General features: G+C 60.9%; 16 protein-coding genes. 8 read left to right on the forward strand and 8 right to left on the reverse strand.

Features of this window, described 5'->3' with window-relative positions:
* From FNU76_RS21105 to FNU76_RS21140, 8 genes are all read right to left on the reverse strand, one after another.
* A complete protein-coding gene (locus FNU76_RS21105; protein WP_144280034.1) occupies positions 1-687 on the reverse strand; it encodes a hypothetical protein in 687 nt (228 codons plus the stop codon).
* Positions 684-1,034 carry a hypothetical protein gene (locus FNU76_RS21110; RefSeq protein WP_144280035.1) on the reverse strand — a complete coding sequence of 117 codons (351 nt, stop codon included), beginning with the start codon at positions 1,032-1,034 and terminating at the stop codon, positions 684-686. Before FNU76_RS21110 ends, FNU76_RS21105 begins: the two co-directional genes overlap by 4 nt.
* 303 nt (positions 1,035-1,337) lie before the next feature.
* On the reverse strand, positions 1,338-2,555 hold the full coding sequence (locus FNU76_RS21115) for an EAL and HDOD domain-containing protein (RefSeq protein ID WP_144280036.1): 1,218 nt from the start codon (positions 2,553-2,555) through the stop codon (positions 1,338-1,340).
* An 87-nt stretch (positions 2,556-2,642) separates the two neighbouring features.
* On the reverse strand, positions 2,643-4,610 hold the full coding sequence (locus FNU76_RS24950; RefSeq protein ID WP_144280037.1) for a chemotaxis protein CheA: 1,968 nt from the start codon (positions 4,608-4,610) through the stop codon (positions 2,643-2,645).
* Positions 4,611-4,637: 27 nt separating this feature from the next.
* Positions 4,638-5,483: a protein phosphatase CheZ gene (gene cheZ, locus FNU76_RS21125; RefSeq protein ID WP_144280038.1), complete on the reverse strand. Its 846-nt coding sequence runs from the start codon at positions 5,481-5,483 to the stop codon at positions 4,638-4,640.
* An 18-nt stretch (positions 5,484-5,501) separates the two neighbouring features.
* A complete protein-coding gene (gene cheY / locus FNU76_RS21130) occupies positions 5,502-5,891 on the reverse strand; it encodes a chemotaxis response regulator CheY (protein ID WP_144280039.1) in 390 nt (129 codons plus the stop codon).
* Positions 5,892-5,946: 55 nt separating this feature from the next.
* Complete coding sequence (locus FNU76_RS21135) at positions 5,947-6,882, reverse strand: chemotaxis protein (protein WP_144280040.1); 936 nt, start codon at positions 6,880-6,882, stop codon at positions 5,947-5,949.
* Positions 6,883-6,910: 28 nt separating this feature from the next.
* Positions 6,911-7,873, reverse strand: a complete 963-nt coding sequence (locus FNU76_RS21140) for a chemotaxis protein (RefSeq protein ID WP_144280041.1) — start codon at positions 7,871-7,873, stop codon at positions 6,911-6,913.
* A gap of 261 nt (positions 7,874-8,134) precedes the next feature.
* On the opposite strand from FNU76_RS21140, the gene FNU76_RS21145 reads away from it, so the two are divergent.
* The 8 genes from FNU76_RS21145 (at position 8,135) to fliG (ending at position 16,666) form a co-directional block, all read left to right on the forward strand.
* Positions 8,135-9,319 (forward strand): sensor histidine kinase, encoded by a 1,185-nt coding sequence (locus FNU76_RS21145; protein WP_144280042.1) that lies wholly within the window; start codon positions 8,135-8,137, stop codon positions 9,317-9,319.
* Positions 9,320-9,380: 61 nt separating this feature from the next.
* Positions 9,381-9,686, forward strand: coding sequence for an STAS domain-containing protein (locus FNU76_RS21150; protein WP_144280043.1), 306 nt, complete (start codon positions 9,381-9,383; stop codon positions 9,684-9,686).
* A 20-nt stretch (positions 9,687-9,706) separates the two neighbouring features.
* Entirely contained in the window at positions 9,707-11,395 is a 1,689-nt protein-coding gene (locus FNU76_RS21155) for an ATP-binding SpoIIE family protein phosphatase (protein ID WP_144280044.1), read from the forward strand.
* A complete protein-coding gene (locus tag FNU76_RS21160; RefSeq protein WP_308418576.1) occupies positions 11,392-12,111 on the forward strand; it encodes a chemotaxis protein CheB in 720 nt (239 codons plus the stop codon). Before FNU76_RS21155 ends, FNU76_RS21160 begins: the two co-directional genes overlap by 4 nt.
* Before the next feature lie 12 nt (positions 12,112-12,123).
* On the forward strand, positions 12,124-13,482 hold the full coding sequence (locus FNU76_RS21165; protein ID WP_144280045.1) for a sigma-54-dependent transcriptional regulator: 1,359 nt from the start codon (positions 12,124-12,126) through the stop codon (positions 13,480-13,482).
* Between the two features lie 81 nt (positions 13,483-13,563).
* On the forward strand, positions 13,564-13,884 hold the full coding sequence (fliE, locus tag FNU76_RS21170; RefSeq protein ID WP_144280046.1) for a flagellar hook-basal body complex protein FliE: 321 nt from the start codon (positions 13,564-13,566) through the stop codon (positions 13,882-13,884).
* 13 nt (positions 13,885-13,897) lie between these two features.
* Positions 13,898-15,622, forward strand: a complete 1,725-nt coding sequence (gene fliF / locus FNU76_RS21175) for a flagellar basal-body MS-ring/collar protein FliF (protein WP_144280047.1) — start codon at positions 13,898-13,900, stop codon at positions 15,620-15,622.
* A gap of 42 nt (positions 15,623-15,664) precedes the next feature.
* Complete coding sequence (fliG, locus tag FNU76_RS21180) at positions 15,665-16,666, forward strand: flagellar motor switch protein FliG (protein WP_144280048.1); 1,002 nt, start codon at positions 15,665-15,667, stop codon at positions 16,664-16,666.
* The last annotated feature ends 12 nt before the right edge of the window (positions 16,667-16,678 follow it).

Here is a 16,678-nt window from a genome sequence, read left to right on the forward strand (position 1 = left end):
TCAACTCGCTTTTCTCGCACGTATTTTTGGCTTGCGAGTGCGGTTAAGCTGCGCCAGTTCCCATGCAACTGCTTCGTACTCGGCATCGGCCATTAGCTTGGCTTCTGGGGGTAAAAACCAACCAAGCACACAACTTGGTTCGCGCAATGCGATCTGTATATGCGTCCGGGTCGAGAATCCAGAATTCTCAGCGACTCTATCCCCTTGGGAAAAGGCACCACGCACCGCTTGATATGCTGGCTGCTTGTCTTCTACGCGAGCCTCATGAATGAATTTGAAGACCGCGCGGTCGAGTTCGCGCAATAGGATATCGACATCACTATCGCTTGCTTTATGGTTTTTCGGGAGTGGGAGCCCGACCTGCTTCATTGCTTCTAGATATGCGGTGAACTCCTGTATCGCTGGCTGAGTCGTCATGTCGAGCCAGTGACTGATTCGCAATACTGCACCGACGACAGCCGGCGCCGCGATTGGCTTCGCTGTGTACAGCTTTTCAGGATTGTCCTTTGATGCCTGCGCAAACAGTTGTGCCCGTACCGGGTCATTCTCAAAGAAGTATGCGCCAGGACCGAGCCAATCGTAGCGGTTGTTGCTTTCCGTCAATGCACCAAGTTGGCCGCTTACAAGGTCGTCTCGAACCGTGGCATCACAGCCGTGGTAAACCACTACTAGGTTGCCGTGATTCATCTCGCCTTGCTCGTCGCCTTTTGCGTAGGTTTACGTGTGGTGCTTGGGGCGATATCTTTGCTGGATAGGTTTAGCGGCACAACGCCGGCACGCTTGGCGATACGCAAGATTTTTGCCGCATCAAGATCGATTCGCGCTGTGGGTAGATCAACCGGGCCAACAACCACGTTGAAACGCTTGGACACAGCCAGAACGGACGCCCGGTACTTACGCCGCATACTTGCAAGGGCGCTCACCCCATCGAGTACATTCCCCGACTCAAGGACTTTAGACGTACGCCGATCCTCCTTGACGCTGACGAGAGGTTCAGCCAATACTTTGTTGGTTAGCCCTGCACGCTTCGCCATCTTCAACTCCTGCTGAACACCTGCATTGTCTTGACCACCTGCCCATTATGCGCGATTTCGGCAGGCATCGCAGTCACGTGCTGTGGTTGCGGCGCGCCGCGGCGCGCCGCGCCTTATGCCGAACGTAGGACAGCCCTGATCATGGCAAGTTGCATTCGCGAGGGCATATATGCGGTGTTTGGAAAACCAGCAACTGAGCCGCTTAATTCGGAGCGAACCGATAGCCTGGGGAGCGCTGCCTCGCACCCAACAAAAAGCCCAACCTCTCGGCTGGGCCATATATTTCACCTGGTTGCCGAAAGCCTAAACCCCCAGTTCCTCCACCCAAGCCAAGGCCGACACATGCGCCTTGTTCAGCATCTCCGGCGTCAGATGTAGATGCTCGCAAAGCCTCGGCACTTCCGCCATTTCCGGGTCTTCGCAAGCCTCTGCCAGCTCCAGGAAGGGACCATAGATACCCGTGCGGCCCAGCAGCGCCTCAGAGACCGATTCCGGCAGCAGCAGCGTCTCCAGGATCTTGTCCATGGGCATGTCCAACATCACATCCAGCAGCGAGAACACCCCGACGATAAACAGATTGTCGCGATCCGTGCCGTCGAGCATGTGGCTGCCCATCAATTCGACCAGGCGGCCTCGCGTGACGGCGGTTTTCATCAGCGCGGGCGGGGTGCCGGCGTCGGAGCTGGCGGTGACCAGCAGCAGGGTCAGCCAGCGATAGAGCTTCTGGTAGCCGAGGATGGTGACCGCGTGCCGGAAGGAATGGATTTCGCACGACAGACCGAAGCCGGCCGAATTGATATAGCGCAACAATTTGAACGACAGCGCCACATCGCGCTTGAGAGCGTTTTCGATGTCGTTGATCTCGGCATTGTTCCTGAGCATGTTCAGCAGCGTCAGGATATTGGCGTAGGCGGGGTTGATCACCTTGGCCGAGAGTGTTTCCGGGTGGGCGAAGTAATAGCCCTGGAAACAGTCCATGCCCACTTCCAGGCAGAACTTGAATTCGTCCTTGGTCTCGACCTTTTCCGCCACTTGCAGCACCGGGAACTTGCGCAGTTCCTTGGAAAGGCTTTTTACGTTTTCCAGACCCAGTTGCAGGATGTCCAGCTTGACGTAGTTGGCGAATTCGAGGAAGGGCGCGGTTTGCGGCGTGTAAGTAAAGTCGTCCAGCGCGATGCCGAAACCCTGGGCGCGCAATTCCTTGGCGCGGGCCAGCAGCTCGGGCGTGGCGTTGACCGATTCGACGATCTCCAGCACGACCCGTTGCGGATGCAGCAGTTCGAGGAAATTGCTTTCCAGCATCGAGGTCGCGACGTTGACGAAGGCCAGCTTGCTGCCGACCAACCAGTCCACCCCCATGTTCGACAGGGTGTTGACCAGGATATTGGTGCCGGCTTGCATATCGCTGGAAAAGTCGGCCGAGAGCGCAGCCTGGTCAAGCCGGAACAGCAGTTCGTAACCGATGATCTGCTGTTGACGGTTGAGGATTGGCTGGCGGCCGATAAAGGCGTTGTTCTGCATATTGACTCGCGGTGAACGAAAGCAGTCGGATGGGCTTAAAACAGCAACTTCATTATGCAGACCACGTTCGGCATTGGCAATTAAGCGTCATGCCTTGTGCGTCAGCATCTCCAGGAATTGCGTGGTCTTGATGGCGGACTGGTCGGAATGGCTGTCTTCCAGCAAATCCTCCATATCCAGCACCAATACCACCGAGCCGTCGCCGGACAAGGTTGCCCCGGCGACGCCGCGTGGACGGATGTTCGCCAAGGGTTTGATCACCACGTCGTCGCGGCCGATAAAGCTGTCTATGGCCAGGATAAAGCTGTTCTCGCCGGACTGCATCAGCACGCCGAACTGTGGCGTCTGGGTCTCTTCCCAGCCTAGCAGGCGGGCCAGCGAGCGCACCGACAGGATCTCGTCGCGGACGACGATGGTGGCGCGCCCGGATACCTCCTGGACCTGTTCGGACCGGAGCGGGATGATCTCGCGCACCATGGCCAGCGGCACACCGAAGGGCTGGTTGCAGACCCGCACCACCAGCACCGGCAGGATGGCCAGGGTCAGCGGCAGCGAGATGGCGAAGCGCGAGCCTTCGCCGATGACCGAATGGATATCGATGCGGCCATTCAGCTTTTGGATATTGGTCTTGACCACATCCATGCCGACGCCGCGGCCGGACACGCTGGAAATCTGGTCCTTGGTCGAGAAGCCGGGTAGGAACACCAGCTGCAAGGCCTGTTTGTCATCCATGCTGTTGGCGGTTTCCAGGTCGATCAGACCTTTCTCGACCGCTTTGCGGCGCAGCATATCCGGCCGCATACCCTTACCGTCGTCAACGATCTCGATCAGGATATGGTCGCCGACCTGGGTGGCCGACAGCTGCACGATGCTCTTGGTCGGCTTGCCGGCGGCGATGCGTTCTTCGATGGTTTCCACGCCGTGGTCCACCGCATTGCGTACCAGGTGGACCAGCGGATCGTTCAGATCCTCCAGCATGGTCTTGTCCAGCTCGGTTTCTTCGCCGCTGATTACCAGCTCGACGTCCTTGCCCAATTGCCGTGCCAGATCGCGTGCCAGGCGGGGGTACTTCTGGAACAGGCGGCCGATCGGCTGCATGCGGGTCTTCATGACCGCGTTCTGCAGATCGCTGACCAGCAGGTCGAGTTGACCGATGGCTTCATCCAGCGCTTTCAGGGTGCCGCTATCGGTCTTGCCGTTGAGGATGTCGGTGCGCAAGGTGGTGAGACGGTTCTTGGTCAGGCCGATTTCGCCGGACAGATTCAATACCTGGTCGAGCCGGTTGGTATCGATGCGGATGGTGGTTTCCTGCGTCGCCAACTGCTGGGCGGCGGGTGGCGGCTTGTTCGCCATGGCCGGCGCGGCGGCCTTGAGGCCCGTGGTGGGTGAGGCGGGCGCAGCGGGGGGAGGCGGTGCCGGCGCGGCTACTGGTGCCGCAGGCAAGGTGGCCGCTGGGGCGGGTGCGGGAGCTGGCGCCGGAGGCGCGGCTGCCATGGCCGGTGCGGCTACCGGCGATGGGCTGGCGGCTTTGGGCGCGCTGCCAGTGATAGCCTGGTGCAGTGCCGCCCAATCAGGCCCGTCGCCATGGTGGGCGGCGGCGGGAGGTGGGGCTGGGGCGTGTACCGGCGCGGGAGCAGGAGCCGGCGCCGCGCTTGCGCCGGAACGGCCTTCCAATGCCTCGTCCAACTGGAACAATAAGGCGGCGTCGGCAGGGGCGGGGGTGCGGGCCTGGGCCATGGAGCCGAACATTTCCTTCACCACGCCCGTGGCGGCGAGGATGGCATCCAGCAGTTCCGGATTGAGGGTCAGCTCGCCGTTGCGCAGCTTGTCGAACAGGTTCTCGGTACGATGGCAAAGATTCACCAGGGCGTCGACATTGAGAAAGCCGGCGCCACCCTTGATGGTGTGGAAACCCCGAAAAATGACGTTGAGCAGATTCTTGTCGTCCGGCCGCTTTTCCAACTCGACCAACTTGTTGTCCACGTCGGAAAGCAGCTCCGAGGCTTCCGTGAGGAAATCCTGGAGCAAGTCTTCCATGCCGGCAAAATCACTCATGGCATCGTCCTTCTAGGCTGAGGCCGTTCAGAAACCGAGGCTGGCGAGCAGGTCGTCGACCTGTTCCTGATTGGTTACCACATCGGTGCGCCCTTCCGAATTATAGACCGGCCCATTGAGCAGGCTTTCGTCTACTTCCGCCAATGAGGGCTTGATCGTGCCCGCCGGCGAGAACTGCACCAGGAATTCGAACAGGCTGCTTTCCATTTCCTTGGCCATTTCCACGATCTTTTTGATCACCTGGCCGGTCAGATCCTGGAAGTCTTGCGCCATCATGATTTCGAGCAGCTGCGAATTGGTCGCGCGGGCGTTGCCGGCGGACAGCTTCAGATGCTCGCGGGTACGCTGCGCCAGCTGTTTGAACTCTTCCACCGACAACTGGTTGGCGTAGAGCTTGTCCCATTCGGCCGCGAGGGCATCCGATTCGCTTTCTATCCTGTCCTGCAGCGGCTGGGCTACATCCACGGCGTTCAGTGTGCGGTTGGCGGCCTGTTCCGTCAGGGTGGCGACATAGGCCAGCCTGTCGCGTGCATCGGGGATTGCCGAAGCGGCTTTTTCCAGCGACTTGTCGTAGCCCATCTCGCGCAGCGCGTCGTGCACCTTGCGGGTCAATTGGCCGATGCTGGCGAACATCGATCTGGCCGGCTCGTGCAGCGCATCCATGTCGGTTGCCATGATGGGTGCGGGACTGGGCTCGGCTGCCTTCTCGACTGCTTTTTCCGGTACGGCTACCGGCGCGGCCTCCGCCATGGGGGCGGGTTCGGCGGCGGGTGCAGGGGAGGGTGCCGGGCTCTCCTTGCCGGCGTTCACGATGCTGTCGAACAATGCCTGCAGATCGTCGGAGTCGCCGCTGTTAATGGCTTTTTCGCTCACATTGAACTCCTGCGTGGGTTATTTGTTGAGAGCCTGGAAAATCTTGCCCAGCTTCTCATCCAGCGTGGCGGCGGTGAAAGGCTTGACGATATAGCCGCTCGCCCCGGCCTGGGCGGCTTCGATGATGTTTTCCTTCTTCGCCTCGGCCGTGATCATCAGGAAAGGCAGGTGCTTGAGGGTGGGCTCGCCCCGAACCGCCTTCAATAGCTCGATGCCGGTCATATTGGGCATGTTCCAGTCGGAGACGACGAAATCGAAGGTGGTAGATTTCAGCTTGTGAAGCGCGACTTGGCCATCTTCAGCCTCCTCTACGTTGCTGTAGCCCAGCTCTTTGAGCAGGTTGCGAACGATGCGACGCATCGTCGAAAAGTCGTCAACCACCAGGAATCGAATGTTCTTGTCCGTCATTTCTTGCTCCGAGAAACCGCGCTTGCGGGCGTGCGGCTAACCGCGTTATGTGGAATCAACTCTGCAGGAACGGTGAAATGGTTTCTGCCAGCACGAAAGGATCGAATTTCGCGACGTAGGCGTCAACTCCTACGCTGCTGCCCATGGCGCGGTTGGCATTGGATGAGAGGGAAGAATGCATGACTACCGGTATGCCCTGGAAGCGTGCGTCGGATTTGATGTGCTTGGTCAGCACATAGCCGTCCATTTCCGGCATTTCGGCATCGACCAGGATGAGTTTCAGATAGTGGCTGAGGTGCTGGCTGTCGTGCTGATAGCGGTTGGCGATGTTCTGCAGTTTGTCCCAAGCTTCCGCCCCATTGTTTGCTTGTTGGTATTTGACGCTGATCTTGTCGAGCACGCTGACGATCTCCTTGCGGGCCACCAGCGAATCATCGACGAAGAACATGAATTTTTCCTGGTCCACCCCGACCGAGGGGATGTCCGGCACGAAGGATTCGCCGATCACGCTGGAGAGGATGGCTTCCACGTCGAGGATGGAGACCAGCTTGCCGTCGTCCAGCTCGGTGATGGCGGTGATCAGGGCCTGGTGGCCGGCCAGCATGGTTTCCGGCGCCCTGACCTTGTTCCAGTCGACCCGGATGATCCGGTCCACCGAGCGGACCAGGAATCCCTGGGTGTGCTTGGAGAACTCGGTGACGATCATGGTCTCTTCGTTTTGCGCATCGAGTTCGTTCGGGCAGACGAACTTGGCCAGCGAGATGACCGGAATGATATTGCCGCGCAGCGAGATCACGCCTTCCACCCCGGTCGGCATATTGGGTGTCTTGGTGATCTTGGGGGTTTGCGATACCTCGCGCACCTTGAAGACATTGATGCCGAACGTCTCGCGGGTCCCAAGCGAGAACAACAGGATTTCCATCTTGTTCGAACCCGCCAACTTGGTGCGGGCATCTACGCTGTCGAGCAGGGTGGAATTGGTGTTGGACATGGCGTTCCCTTATTCTCGGACAGGTCGTTTACTTCTGCTGCGCCGCGTTACGCAACATGGTCGAGATGGCTTCCGTCAACTTGTGCGGCTCGAACTTGGCGACATAGGCATCCACGCCGACCGATTGCCCCAGTTTCTGGTTGGACATGCCCGACAGCGACGAATGCATCAGGATGGGGATGCCGTTGAAGCGGGGGTCGCCCTTTACCGTCTTGGTCAGCATATAGCCGTCCATCTCCGGCATTTCCACATCGGTCAGTATCATTTGCACGAAGTCCTTCACCTGCTTGCCGGTTTGCTCGGCTTGCACGGCCAGCCGCTGCAATTCGTCCCAGGCGCGCTTGCCGTTGATGGCTTCGAAATAATTCAGTTCCAGGGCTTCCAGGGTGCGCTGGATCTGCTTGCGGGCGACGGCCGAGTCGTCGGCATAGAACACGGTTTTGCCGACCAGGTCGCTGATCGGCTTGATGGTCTTGAATTCGGCGGTGTCGTCGAACTGATTGGTGTCGGCGAGGACTTTCTCGACGTCCAGCATCATCACCAGCTTGCCGCTGTCCAGCTCGGTCACCGCGGTGACCAGTCCGCGCAGGTTGTTGTTCAGCATTTCCGGCGGTACGCGCATCTGCGACCAGTCCAGGCGCAGGATGGTGTCCACCGCTTCCACCAGGAAGCCCTGGGTATGGCCGTTGTATTCGGACACGATCATGATCTCGGGCTTGCTCGCCGTCTGCACGCCGATATAGCTGGCCAGATCGATGACCGGGATAAGATTGCCGCGCAGGCTGACCATGCCTTCCACCGCCGGCGGCATTTCGGGCGCCTGGGTGATTTCCGGGGTGCGCATTACCTCGCGCACCTTGAACACATTGATGCCGAAATTCTCACGGCGATTGGAGCGTTCGTCCAAGCCGAGCGTGAACAGCAGGATCTCCAGCTTATTGGTGCCAGCGAGCTTGGTTCGAGCGTCGATTTTCTTGAGCAAGTCGGACACGGTTGCGGCTCCGTGAGTATGTTGGAGAGTACCGGTTGAGCGCTGGGCCACTGGCTTGCCACCACCGCCGATCACTTCGAATATCCTACTGTAAGGCTGAAATCGTGATGTGCCTGCGAGCAAGCCCACAACGAACCCCGACTTTGGTTTTGTTATCGACTTGTGCCGTCCAGATTGCAAGCTGTACAAACGATTTCGTCGTAGGGACGCTATTTTCGCCGACTATTTTTTCCGTCAAGCCCCAATAAAGGATGCCCAATCTTGAACGACAAAGCGGCAGCAACAGGGAAAGCCAACGAAAAAATCGACCAGGCCGGATTGGAGCAGGCCTTCTCGCTATTTACCGAAGCGTCTCGCCAATTGGTGGAGTCGTACCAGGAGCTCGAGCAGCAGGTGGGCTCGCTGACCCAGGAGCTGGCGGTCGCCAATGGTGCGCTGCGGCAACAGTTCGAAGAGAAAGCCGCGCTGTCCAGCCGGCTGGAAACCCTGCTGGCGGCGCTGCCGGGCGGCGTGGTCGAACTGGACGACGGCGACGGCGTAGTGACCAGCAACCCGGCTGCGGTGGAGATCTTCGGCCGCGAGCTGATAGGCGTGAACTGGCTGCAAACCGTCGAGCCCATGCTCACGGCCACGGCGGTGATCGATGACTGGACTTTTCTGGCGCCGGACGGCGCGGAGAAGCGTTTGAGCATCGTGGCCAGCCGCTTGCCCAGCGGCGAGCGCATCCTGCTGATTCATGACGTCAGCGAAAGCTGGCGTTTGCGCCGCCAGCTGGAGCAGCACAAGCGCCTTGCGGCCATGGGCGAAATGGCCGCCGGGCTGGCCCACCAGTTGCGCACTCCCCTGGCGACCGCCTTGCTCTATACCGCCAACCTGGCCAAGCCGCAGCTGGGCGAAAGCGACCGGTTGAAGTTCGGCGAAAAATCCCTGGCCCGCCTGCGCTATCTCGAAACCCTGATCCAGAACATGCTGCTCTTCGTGCGCGGCCACCAGGCCGAAATGGAAAGGGTGGATCTGGCGGCCGCCGCGGAAGATGCGTTGCAGACCGTGCAGCCGCAGGATACCGGCCAGACCCGGCGTTGGCGGGTCAGCTTGCCTGAGGGGCCGGCCTGGATCGAGGAAGCCAGCCGCAAGGAGCTGACCGGCGCCCTGATCAACCTGCTGGAAAATGCCATGCAGGCCACCGCCGCGGGCGATGAGATCACGCTGGATCTGGCGCGCGATGGGGTGGCCTGGCGGCTGGTGGTGGCGGACCAGGGCTGCGGTATGAGCGAGCAGGTTCGCGAGCGCCTGTTCGAGCCGTTTTTCACTACCCGCAAGGATGGCACCGGCCTGGGTTTGGCTATCGTACGCAATCTGATTACCGCTTGCGGCGGGGAAATCGACGTCTCATCCGCACCCGGAGAAGGTGCAATCTTCACTATCCTGTTGCCAGCCGCGCATTAGCTCCCTATCTTGGTAGAGTTGAATACCCCTTTCCCCCCAGATTTCGGAAATATGAATACCCATGACTGCCATTGTCGAAATTGACGGCCAGACCGGCCGCTTGTTGCTCTCCGGGCAATTTGACTTCAGTGCCCACCGTGATTTCCGCCAGGCTTGCGACGAAATCCTGGCCAGCGCTGCGGTTCGCGAGGTGCTGGTCGATTTTCAGCAGGTGGACTATCTAGATAGTTCGGCGCTAGGCATGCTGTTGCTGCTGAAAGAAAAAGCGGCGGCGGCGGGCAAGGCGCTCGCCCTGGTAAATTGTCGCGATACGGTGCGACAGGTGTTGGAGATTGCCTGCTTCGGTAAAATTTTCACGATCCGCTGAGAAGCTGAGCGAGACCCACCATGAAAGTCTTGCTCGCCGACGATGCCGAGGTCGTCAGGCTACTGATCGGCCGCTTTGTCGAATCCCTGGGTCATGAGTTGATCCTGGCTTGCGACGGTATCGAGGCGGTCGAACGCTGCATGGCCGAAAAGCCGGACATGGTCCTGATGGACATGCTGATGCCGCGCCTGGACGGGCCGGAAGCAGGACGTCAGATCAAGACGCGCATGGGTGCCCGCTGGGTGCCCATCGTGCTGATCACGGCGGTGGAGGAGGTCAGCAAGCTGGCCGACGCCATGGAGATCGGCGCGGATGACTATCTGCTCAAGCCGGTTAATTTCCGCATTCTCGAAGCCAAGATCAAGGCCATCCAGCGTACGGTCGAGCTGAACCGCAAGGTCCACGAGCAGGCCAATAAGCTGGCCGGCTATTACGACCGCGCGGAAGAAGAAAAACGGGTCGCCCGCCATTTGATGGAACAGCTGGTCAATCGCGAGCGCCTTTCCGATCCGCAATTGCATAGCTGGATCGCACCGGCCGAGAGTTTGTCCGGCGACCTGATCGCGGCGGCGCGTACGCCCGGCCAGGTCTTGCACCTGATGCTGGCCGACGGTATCGGCCACGGCTTGACCGCCGCCCTGAATGTCCTGCCGCTGACCCAGCCTTTCTACGCGATGACCGAACGGGGCTTCGCGCTGGCGGATATCCTGGTCGAAATGCATCGCAAGGTCAGGCAGGTATTGCCGGTAGGGCGTTTTGTGGCGCTGGCCTTTGTCGCGGTGGATTTCGCCAAGCGCAGCATCGAGGTATGGAACGGCGGTATCCCCGAACTCCGTTTGTACGACGGGCGCGGTGGCCTGCAGAAGCGCTGGGCCTCTCGCCATCTGCCGCTGGGCATCCTGTCGGCCGATGCGCTGGAACTGGAGACCGAACGCTTCCAGTTCAGCCAACGCGCCAATCTGGTGCTGTGTTCGGACGGTTTGTTGGAAGCGCGCAACGAAGCCGGCGAAGCCTTCGGTACCGCACGGCTGGCGCTGGCCTGTGCCGGCCAACCGGCCGCCGAGGCGCTGACCCGTACCGTGGAGGCGCTGGCGGACTTCCTGGCCGGTACCCACTGCCATGACGACGTCTCGCTGGCCATCGTCGATCTCGACCCGGATGCCACGCTGCCGCTGCCCGAACCGGCCAATCCCGGCGAGCTGCCGGAGATCGCCGGCGAAGCGCGCTGGCGCTATGCCATCTCGCTCGGGGTGGTCGAACTGAAAAGCCTGCACACCGTGCCGCTGATCATGGGCTTTATCAGCCAGATCAAGCCCTTGGCCCATGCGCACGCCGATATCTTCCTGATCCTGACCGAGCTTTTCGTCAATGCCCTGGACCATGGCCTGCTGGGCCTGTCGTCCGACCTGAAGTGCGATGCGGACGGCATGGAGCACTATCTGCAGGAACGGGCCAAGCGGCTGGCGGCCTTGCGCGAGGGCCGCATCGATATCGAGCTGGCCGGCCATGACCTGGGTGGCCGCACCATGCTGCGGGTACGCGTGTCCGACAGCGGCGCCGGCTTCGACTGGAGCTGGCTGGAAGCGCCGGACACCCATCGTCCCAGCGGACGCGGCATCGCCTTGGTGGCGGCGTTGTGCGCCTCGCTGCGCTTTTTCGGTAACGGCAATGCGGTCGAGGCCTGCTATTTGACCCGGCAGATTCCGTGACGCCGATCGATCCACCTCCCAAGCGCACGCGCGCCTTACACGAAGCCATGGTCATCACGCCCAGCCATAGTGCGGATGTGGTTTTGCCCGTGGCGGACAAGCCGCCGCGCGGACCCGCCGAGCGCCTGGTGATCGTCGGCGCCTCCACCGGCGGGACGGAGGCGCTGAAGCGCTTTCTGATCCCCATGCCGGCCGATTCGGCCCCCATCCTGATCGCCCAGCACATGCCCGAGATGTTCACGGCGCCTTTTGCCGCGCGGCTCGATAGCCTGTGCGCCATGACGGTGAAGGAAGCCGAGCATGGCGAGTTGGTCAAGGCCGGACATGTCTACGTGGCGCCGGGGCATTCGCACCTGTTGCTGGGCGTGGCGAACGGCCGCTATATCTGCGAATTGTCCCGAGCCGAGCCGGTCAATCGGCACCGGCCGTCGGTGGACGTGCTATTCCGCTCGGTAGCCAACCACGCCGGCCGGCATGCGCTGGGGGTGATCCTGACCGGGATGGGGCGCGATGGAGCGCTGGGCATGCTGGAAATGAAGCGGGCCGGGGCTTATAACCTGGCTCAGGATGAAGCCAGTTGCGTCGTATTCGGCATGCCCAAGGAAGCGATCGCCTATGGTGGAGTGGACGAGGTGCTGCCGCTGGACGAGCTGCCCAAGCGCATACTGTCCTGGCTGAAAAACCAGCCGGCCAAGAATGACGGCCTTCCAACCTAAAAGAAACCGCCCATGCCAGCACTGCCGATTCTGATCGTCGAGGACGACAACGACCTGCGCGAAGCGCTTTCCGACACCCTGGAACTGGCTGGCTACCAGGTGCTCAACGCCCCGGACGGGCAATCCGGCCTGGCCATCCTGGCGCGCCACAAGGTCGGCCTGGTGTTGTCCGATGTGCAGATGCAGCCCATGGACGGCGAGACGCTGCTCAAGGCCGTCAAGATCGATTATCCGCATATCCCGGTGGTATTGATGACGGCCTACGGCATGATAGAAAAAGCCGTGGCGGCGCTGCATGCCGGTGCCGCCCACTATCTTCCCAAGCCGTTCGAACCCGATATGCTGCTGGCGACGGTGGCCAAGTACATGCTGCCGGCGGTGGAGGACGATGCCGTGATCGCGGCGGACCCCGGCATGCGCCATTTGCTGGATATGGCACAGCGGGTCGCCCAATCCGACGCGGCGGTCATGATCACCGGCGAGAGCGGCACCGGCAAGGAGGTGCTGGCGCGTTATATCCACCGGCATTCGGCCCGTGCGAGCGGCCCCTTTATCGCCATCAATTGCGCTGCGATACCGGAACAACTGCTGGAGTCCACCCTGTTCGGCCATGAAAAGGGCGCGTTCACCGGTGCGGCCAACCAGCATATCGGCAAGTTCGAACAGGCCGACGGCGGTACCTTGCTACTGGATGAAATCTCCGAGATGCCGCTGGAGTTGCAGGCCAAGCTATTGCGGGTGCTGCAGGAGCGGGAAGTGGAGCGGGTGGGCGGCAGGAAGCCCATCAGCATCGATATCCGGGTACTGTCCACCTCCAACCGCGATATGCCGGCCGAAGTGGAGGAGGGGCGATTCCGCGAGGATCTCTACTACCGCCTGAATGTCTTTCCTTTGATGTTGCCTGCCCTGCGCGAGCGTCCCGACGATATCGTCTCGCTGGCACGCACCATGCTAACCAGACACTCGGCCTCCGGCAAACGGCGGGTGCCCACGATCAGTCCCGCTGCCGCGGCGGTGCTGACCGCCCATCGCTGGGAGGGCAATATCCGCGAGTTGGAGAACGTGATGCAGCGTGCCCTGATCCTGGCGCCCGGCGACGAGATCGAGCCTGCCCACCTGTTCTTGCCGGGAGTACGGCGGCAGGATTTGCCGGTGCCGGCAAGCATTGCCGCCGCCGGGATGCCGTTTGTCGCCGAACGCCAGCCGGCGCAGATAACCGATATCAAGCTGCTGGAGCGCCAGCATATACTGGACACGCTGAAGCTGGCCGGCGGGGTGCGCAAGCTGGCGGCGGAGAAGCTGGGCATGAGTGAGCGGACTTTGCGGTACAAATTGCAACAGTATCGCGAGGAAGGCTGGCAAGAAGAGTAGTTCTGGATGCATGGCCTGCGGTTTGCTTGCTATTGTTCAAGCGAGCCACATACAATTTCTTAGGTAGTTTCGAGGTGCATCATGAGCGTGCAGGGGATAGACAATCTGTTGGGCGAATTGAAGGCCATGTCCGCCAAGGCGGCCGGGCAGAATTCGGCTGCGGATGCCTTGCCGGAAGGCGCCGACTTTGCCTCGGTGCTGAAGTCCTCGCTCGATCAGGTCAACCAGATGCAACTCGATTCGCAGGCCAAGCAGACGGCATTCGAGGCGGGTGATCCGAATGCCAACCTGCAAGACGTGATGGTCTCGCTGCAGAAGGCGAGCTTGTCTTTTCAGACTATGGTGCAGGTTCGTAACAAGCTGGTGTCGGCATACCAGGAAGTTATGAACATGCAGGTGTGATATCGCCTGATATATGGATGATGCGGTCGTAGCGGTAGACAATCGTGACGTACAGCGGGGTGAGCGACCCAATCTCATCCAGTCCTTCAATCAACTCACCACTTTACGCAAAATACTGGTCGCGGCAGGCGCCGTCGCCGTTATCGCGGCCGTTGTCGTAGCCTTCCTGTGGCTGCGCGATCCCGGCTACAAGATCCTGTTCGCCAATGTGTCCGACAAGGACGGCGGGCAGATCGTCCAATCCCTGCAGCAGATGAATATCCCCTACAAGCTCGAATCCGGCGGTGTGATCACCGTGCCGGCCGAGCTGGTGCATGGCGCGCGCCTGCAACTGGCCTCGCAAGGCCTGCCCAAGGGCGGCACCACCGGCTTCGAGCTATTGGACAACCAGAAATTCGGCATCAGCCAGTTCGGCGAGCAGGTCAATTACCAGCGGGCGGTGGAGGGCGAGCTGGCCCGTTCCATCGAATCGCTGTCGGCCGTGGCCACGGCCCGCATCCATCTGGCCATGCCCAAGCAGACGGTGTTCCTGCGCGAACAGCAAAAGCCGACCGCCTCGGTCTTGCTGACCCTGCACCCGGGGCGCGCGCTGGATGGCGCCCAGATCGCCGGCATTATCCACCTGGTATCGAGCAGCGTGCCGGACCTGCCTATCCGCAATGTCACCGTGGTCGATCAGGACGGTAACCTGCTGTCCAATATGCCGGACCTGCTCAACGGTGGGAACGGCTCGCTGAACCAGCGCCAGATGGTCCTGGTACACCAGCAGGAAGCCCTGCTGTCGGAACGTATCCAGAAGATCCTGGAACCCATTGTCGGTACCGACAACGTCAAGGCCGAAGTGACCGTGCAGATGGACTTCTCGGAAGTCGAACAGGCATCCGAGAGCTTCAAGCCCAACTCGCCGCCGAACGCTTCCGCCATCCGCAGCGAACAGACCGCCGAGGGCAACGGCAGCACGCCCACGCCGGCTTCCGGTGTGCCCGGCGCCTTGTCCAACCAACCGCCCGGCGCCGCCAGCGCACCCATCACCCTGCCCAATCCACCGGGCGTGACGGTCAATACCGCGCCGGCCAGCACCGCGCATAAGGAAGCGACCCGCAATTACGAGGTGGATAAGACGGTCGAGCACGTCAAGCAGCAAGTCGGCGTGCTCAAGCGGGTCAATGCCGCCGTGGTGGTCAATTTCAAACGGGTGCAGCAGCGCGACGGCGGGGTCAAGTCGGTTCCGTTGACCCAGCCGGAAATCAACCAGGTCACCAATCTGGTGCAAGAGGCCATCGGCTTCAACAAGGAGCGGGGCGATTCGGTCAAGGTGGTGAATGCCGCCTTTGCCGACCGGGTCCTGGATGTGGCCGGCAAATCCTTCCTGGAGAAGCTGACCGAGTACCTGATCGCCCACACCGCCGATATCATCAAGGTGATTCTGATCGCGCTGGTGCTGGTCTACCTGATGTTCGGCGTGGTGCGACCCATCCTGCGCGATGTGATCAGGCCCAAGCAGGACAAGGGCGCCATGGGCGGCGAAGAAGGCGGCGTGGCCTTGACCGCCGAGGAATTGGCCCAGTCCGAAGTCGAAGCCGAAGTGGTGGCGGAAGCCGAGGCCGGCATGCAACTGGCGGCCTTCAGCGAACTGCTGCAGCGGGCCAAGGAAATGGCCAAGGAAGATCCCCGGATGGTCGCCACCATTATCCGCGAATGGCTGACCGCCGATCCGGGTAGCCAAAAGACGAATTAAGCTTGCGCGGACTGCATACCGTAATGCCCTCTAGGAGTTTGCATGGCCAGCAATGATGACGCCATCCGCCGCAGTGCCATTTTGCTGCTGAGCCTGGGAGAAGAGGCGGCGGTCGAGGTGTTCAAGTACCTCGGCCCCAAGGAAGTGCAGAAAATCGGTATGGCCATGGCGAGCATGGACAACGTGACCCGCGAGCAGGTCGAGGACGTGGTCGGCGAATTCCTCGGTTCCACCATGAACCGGGCCAATTTCGGCGCGGCGGACGAATACATCCGCTCGGTCCTGACCAAGGCGCTGGGGTCGGACAAGGCTGCCAACCTGCTCGATCGCATCCTGCAAGGCGGCGACAACACCGGCATCGAATCGCTCAAGTGGATGGACTCGGTGGGGGTGGCCGAGCTGATCAAGAACGAACACCCGCAGATCATCGCCACCATCCTGGTCCATCTGGAACCCGACCAGGTATCCGAAGTGCTCAATCAGTTCGTCGAGCGGCTGCGCAATGATGTGCTGCTGCGGATTGCCACGCTGGAAGGCGTGCAGCCTACCGCCCTGCGCGAGTTGAACGATGTGCTGACCCAGCTGCTGTCCGGCGCCGACCGGGTCAAGAAGTCCGCCATGGGCGGCGAAGGCATGGCGGCCGAAATTCTCAACTTCATGGGCGGCGTGGTCGAGGCATCGGCCATCAATGCCATCCGCGAATACGATCCGGAACTGGCGCAGCGCATCCAGGACAAGATGTTCACCTTCGAGAACCTGGTGGACGTGGACGACCGCGGCATCCAGCTATTGCTGCGCGAGATTTCGTCCGATTCGCTGATCACCGCCATGAAGGGCACCAGCGAAATTCTGCGCAACAAGATCTTCAAGAATATGTCGCAACGGGCTGCCGAAATGCTGCGCGACGACTTCGAAGCCAAGGGCGCGGTCAAGGTGTCTGACGTCGAAGCGGAGCAGCGCGAAATCCTCAAGGTCGTGCGCCGCCTGGCCGACGAAGGCCAGATCGCCATCGCCAAGGGCGGTAGCGAAGGCTTCGTCGAATAGGATGATTAAGCG

Origin of the sequence: Chitinimonas arctica, assembly GCF_007431345.1 — a bacterium.
Taxonomy (GTDB): Bacteria; Pseudomonadota; Gammaproteobacteria; order Burkholderiales; family Chitinimonadaceae; genus Chitinimonas; species Chitinimonas arctica.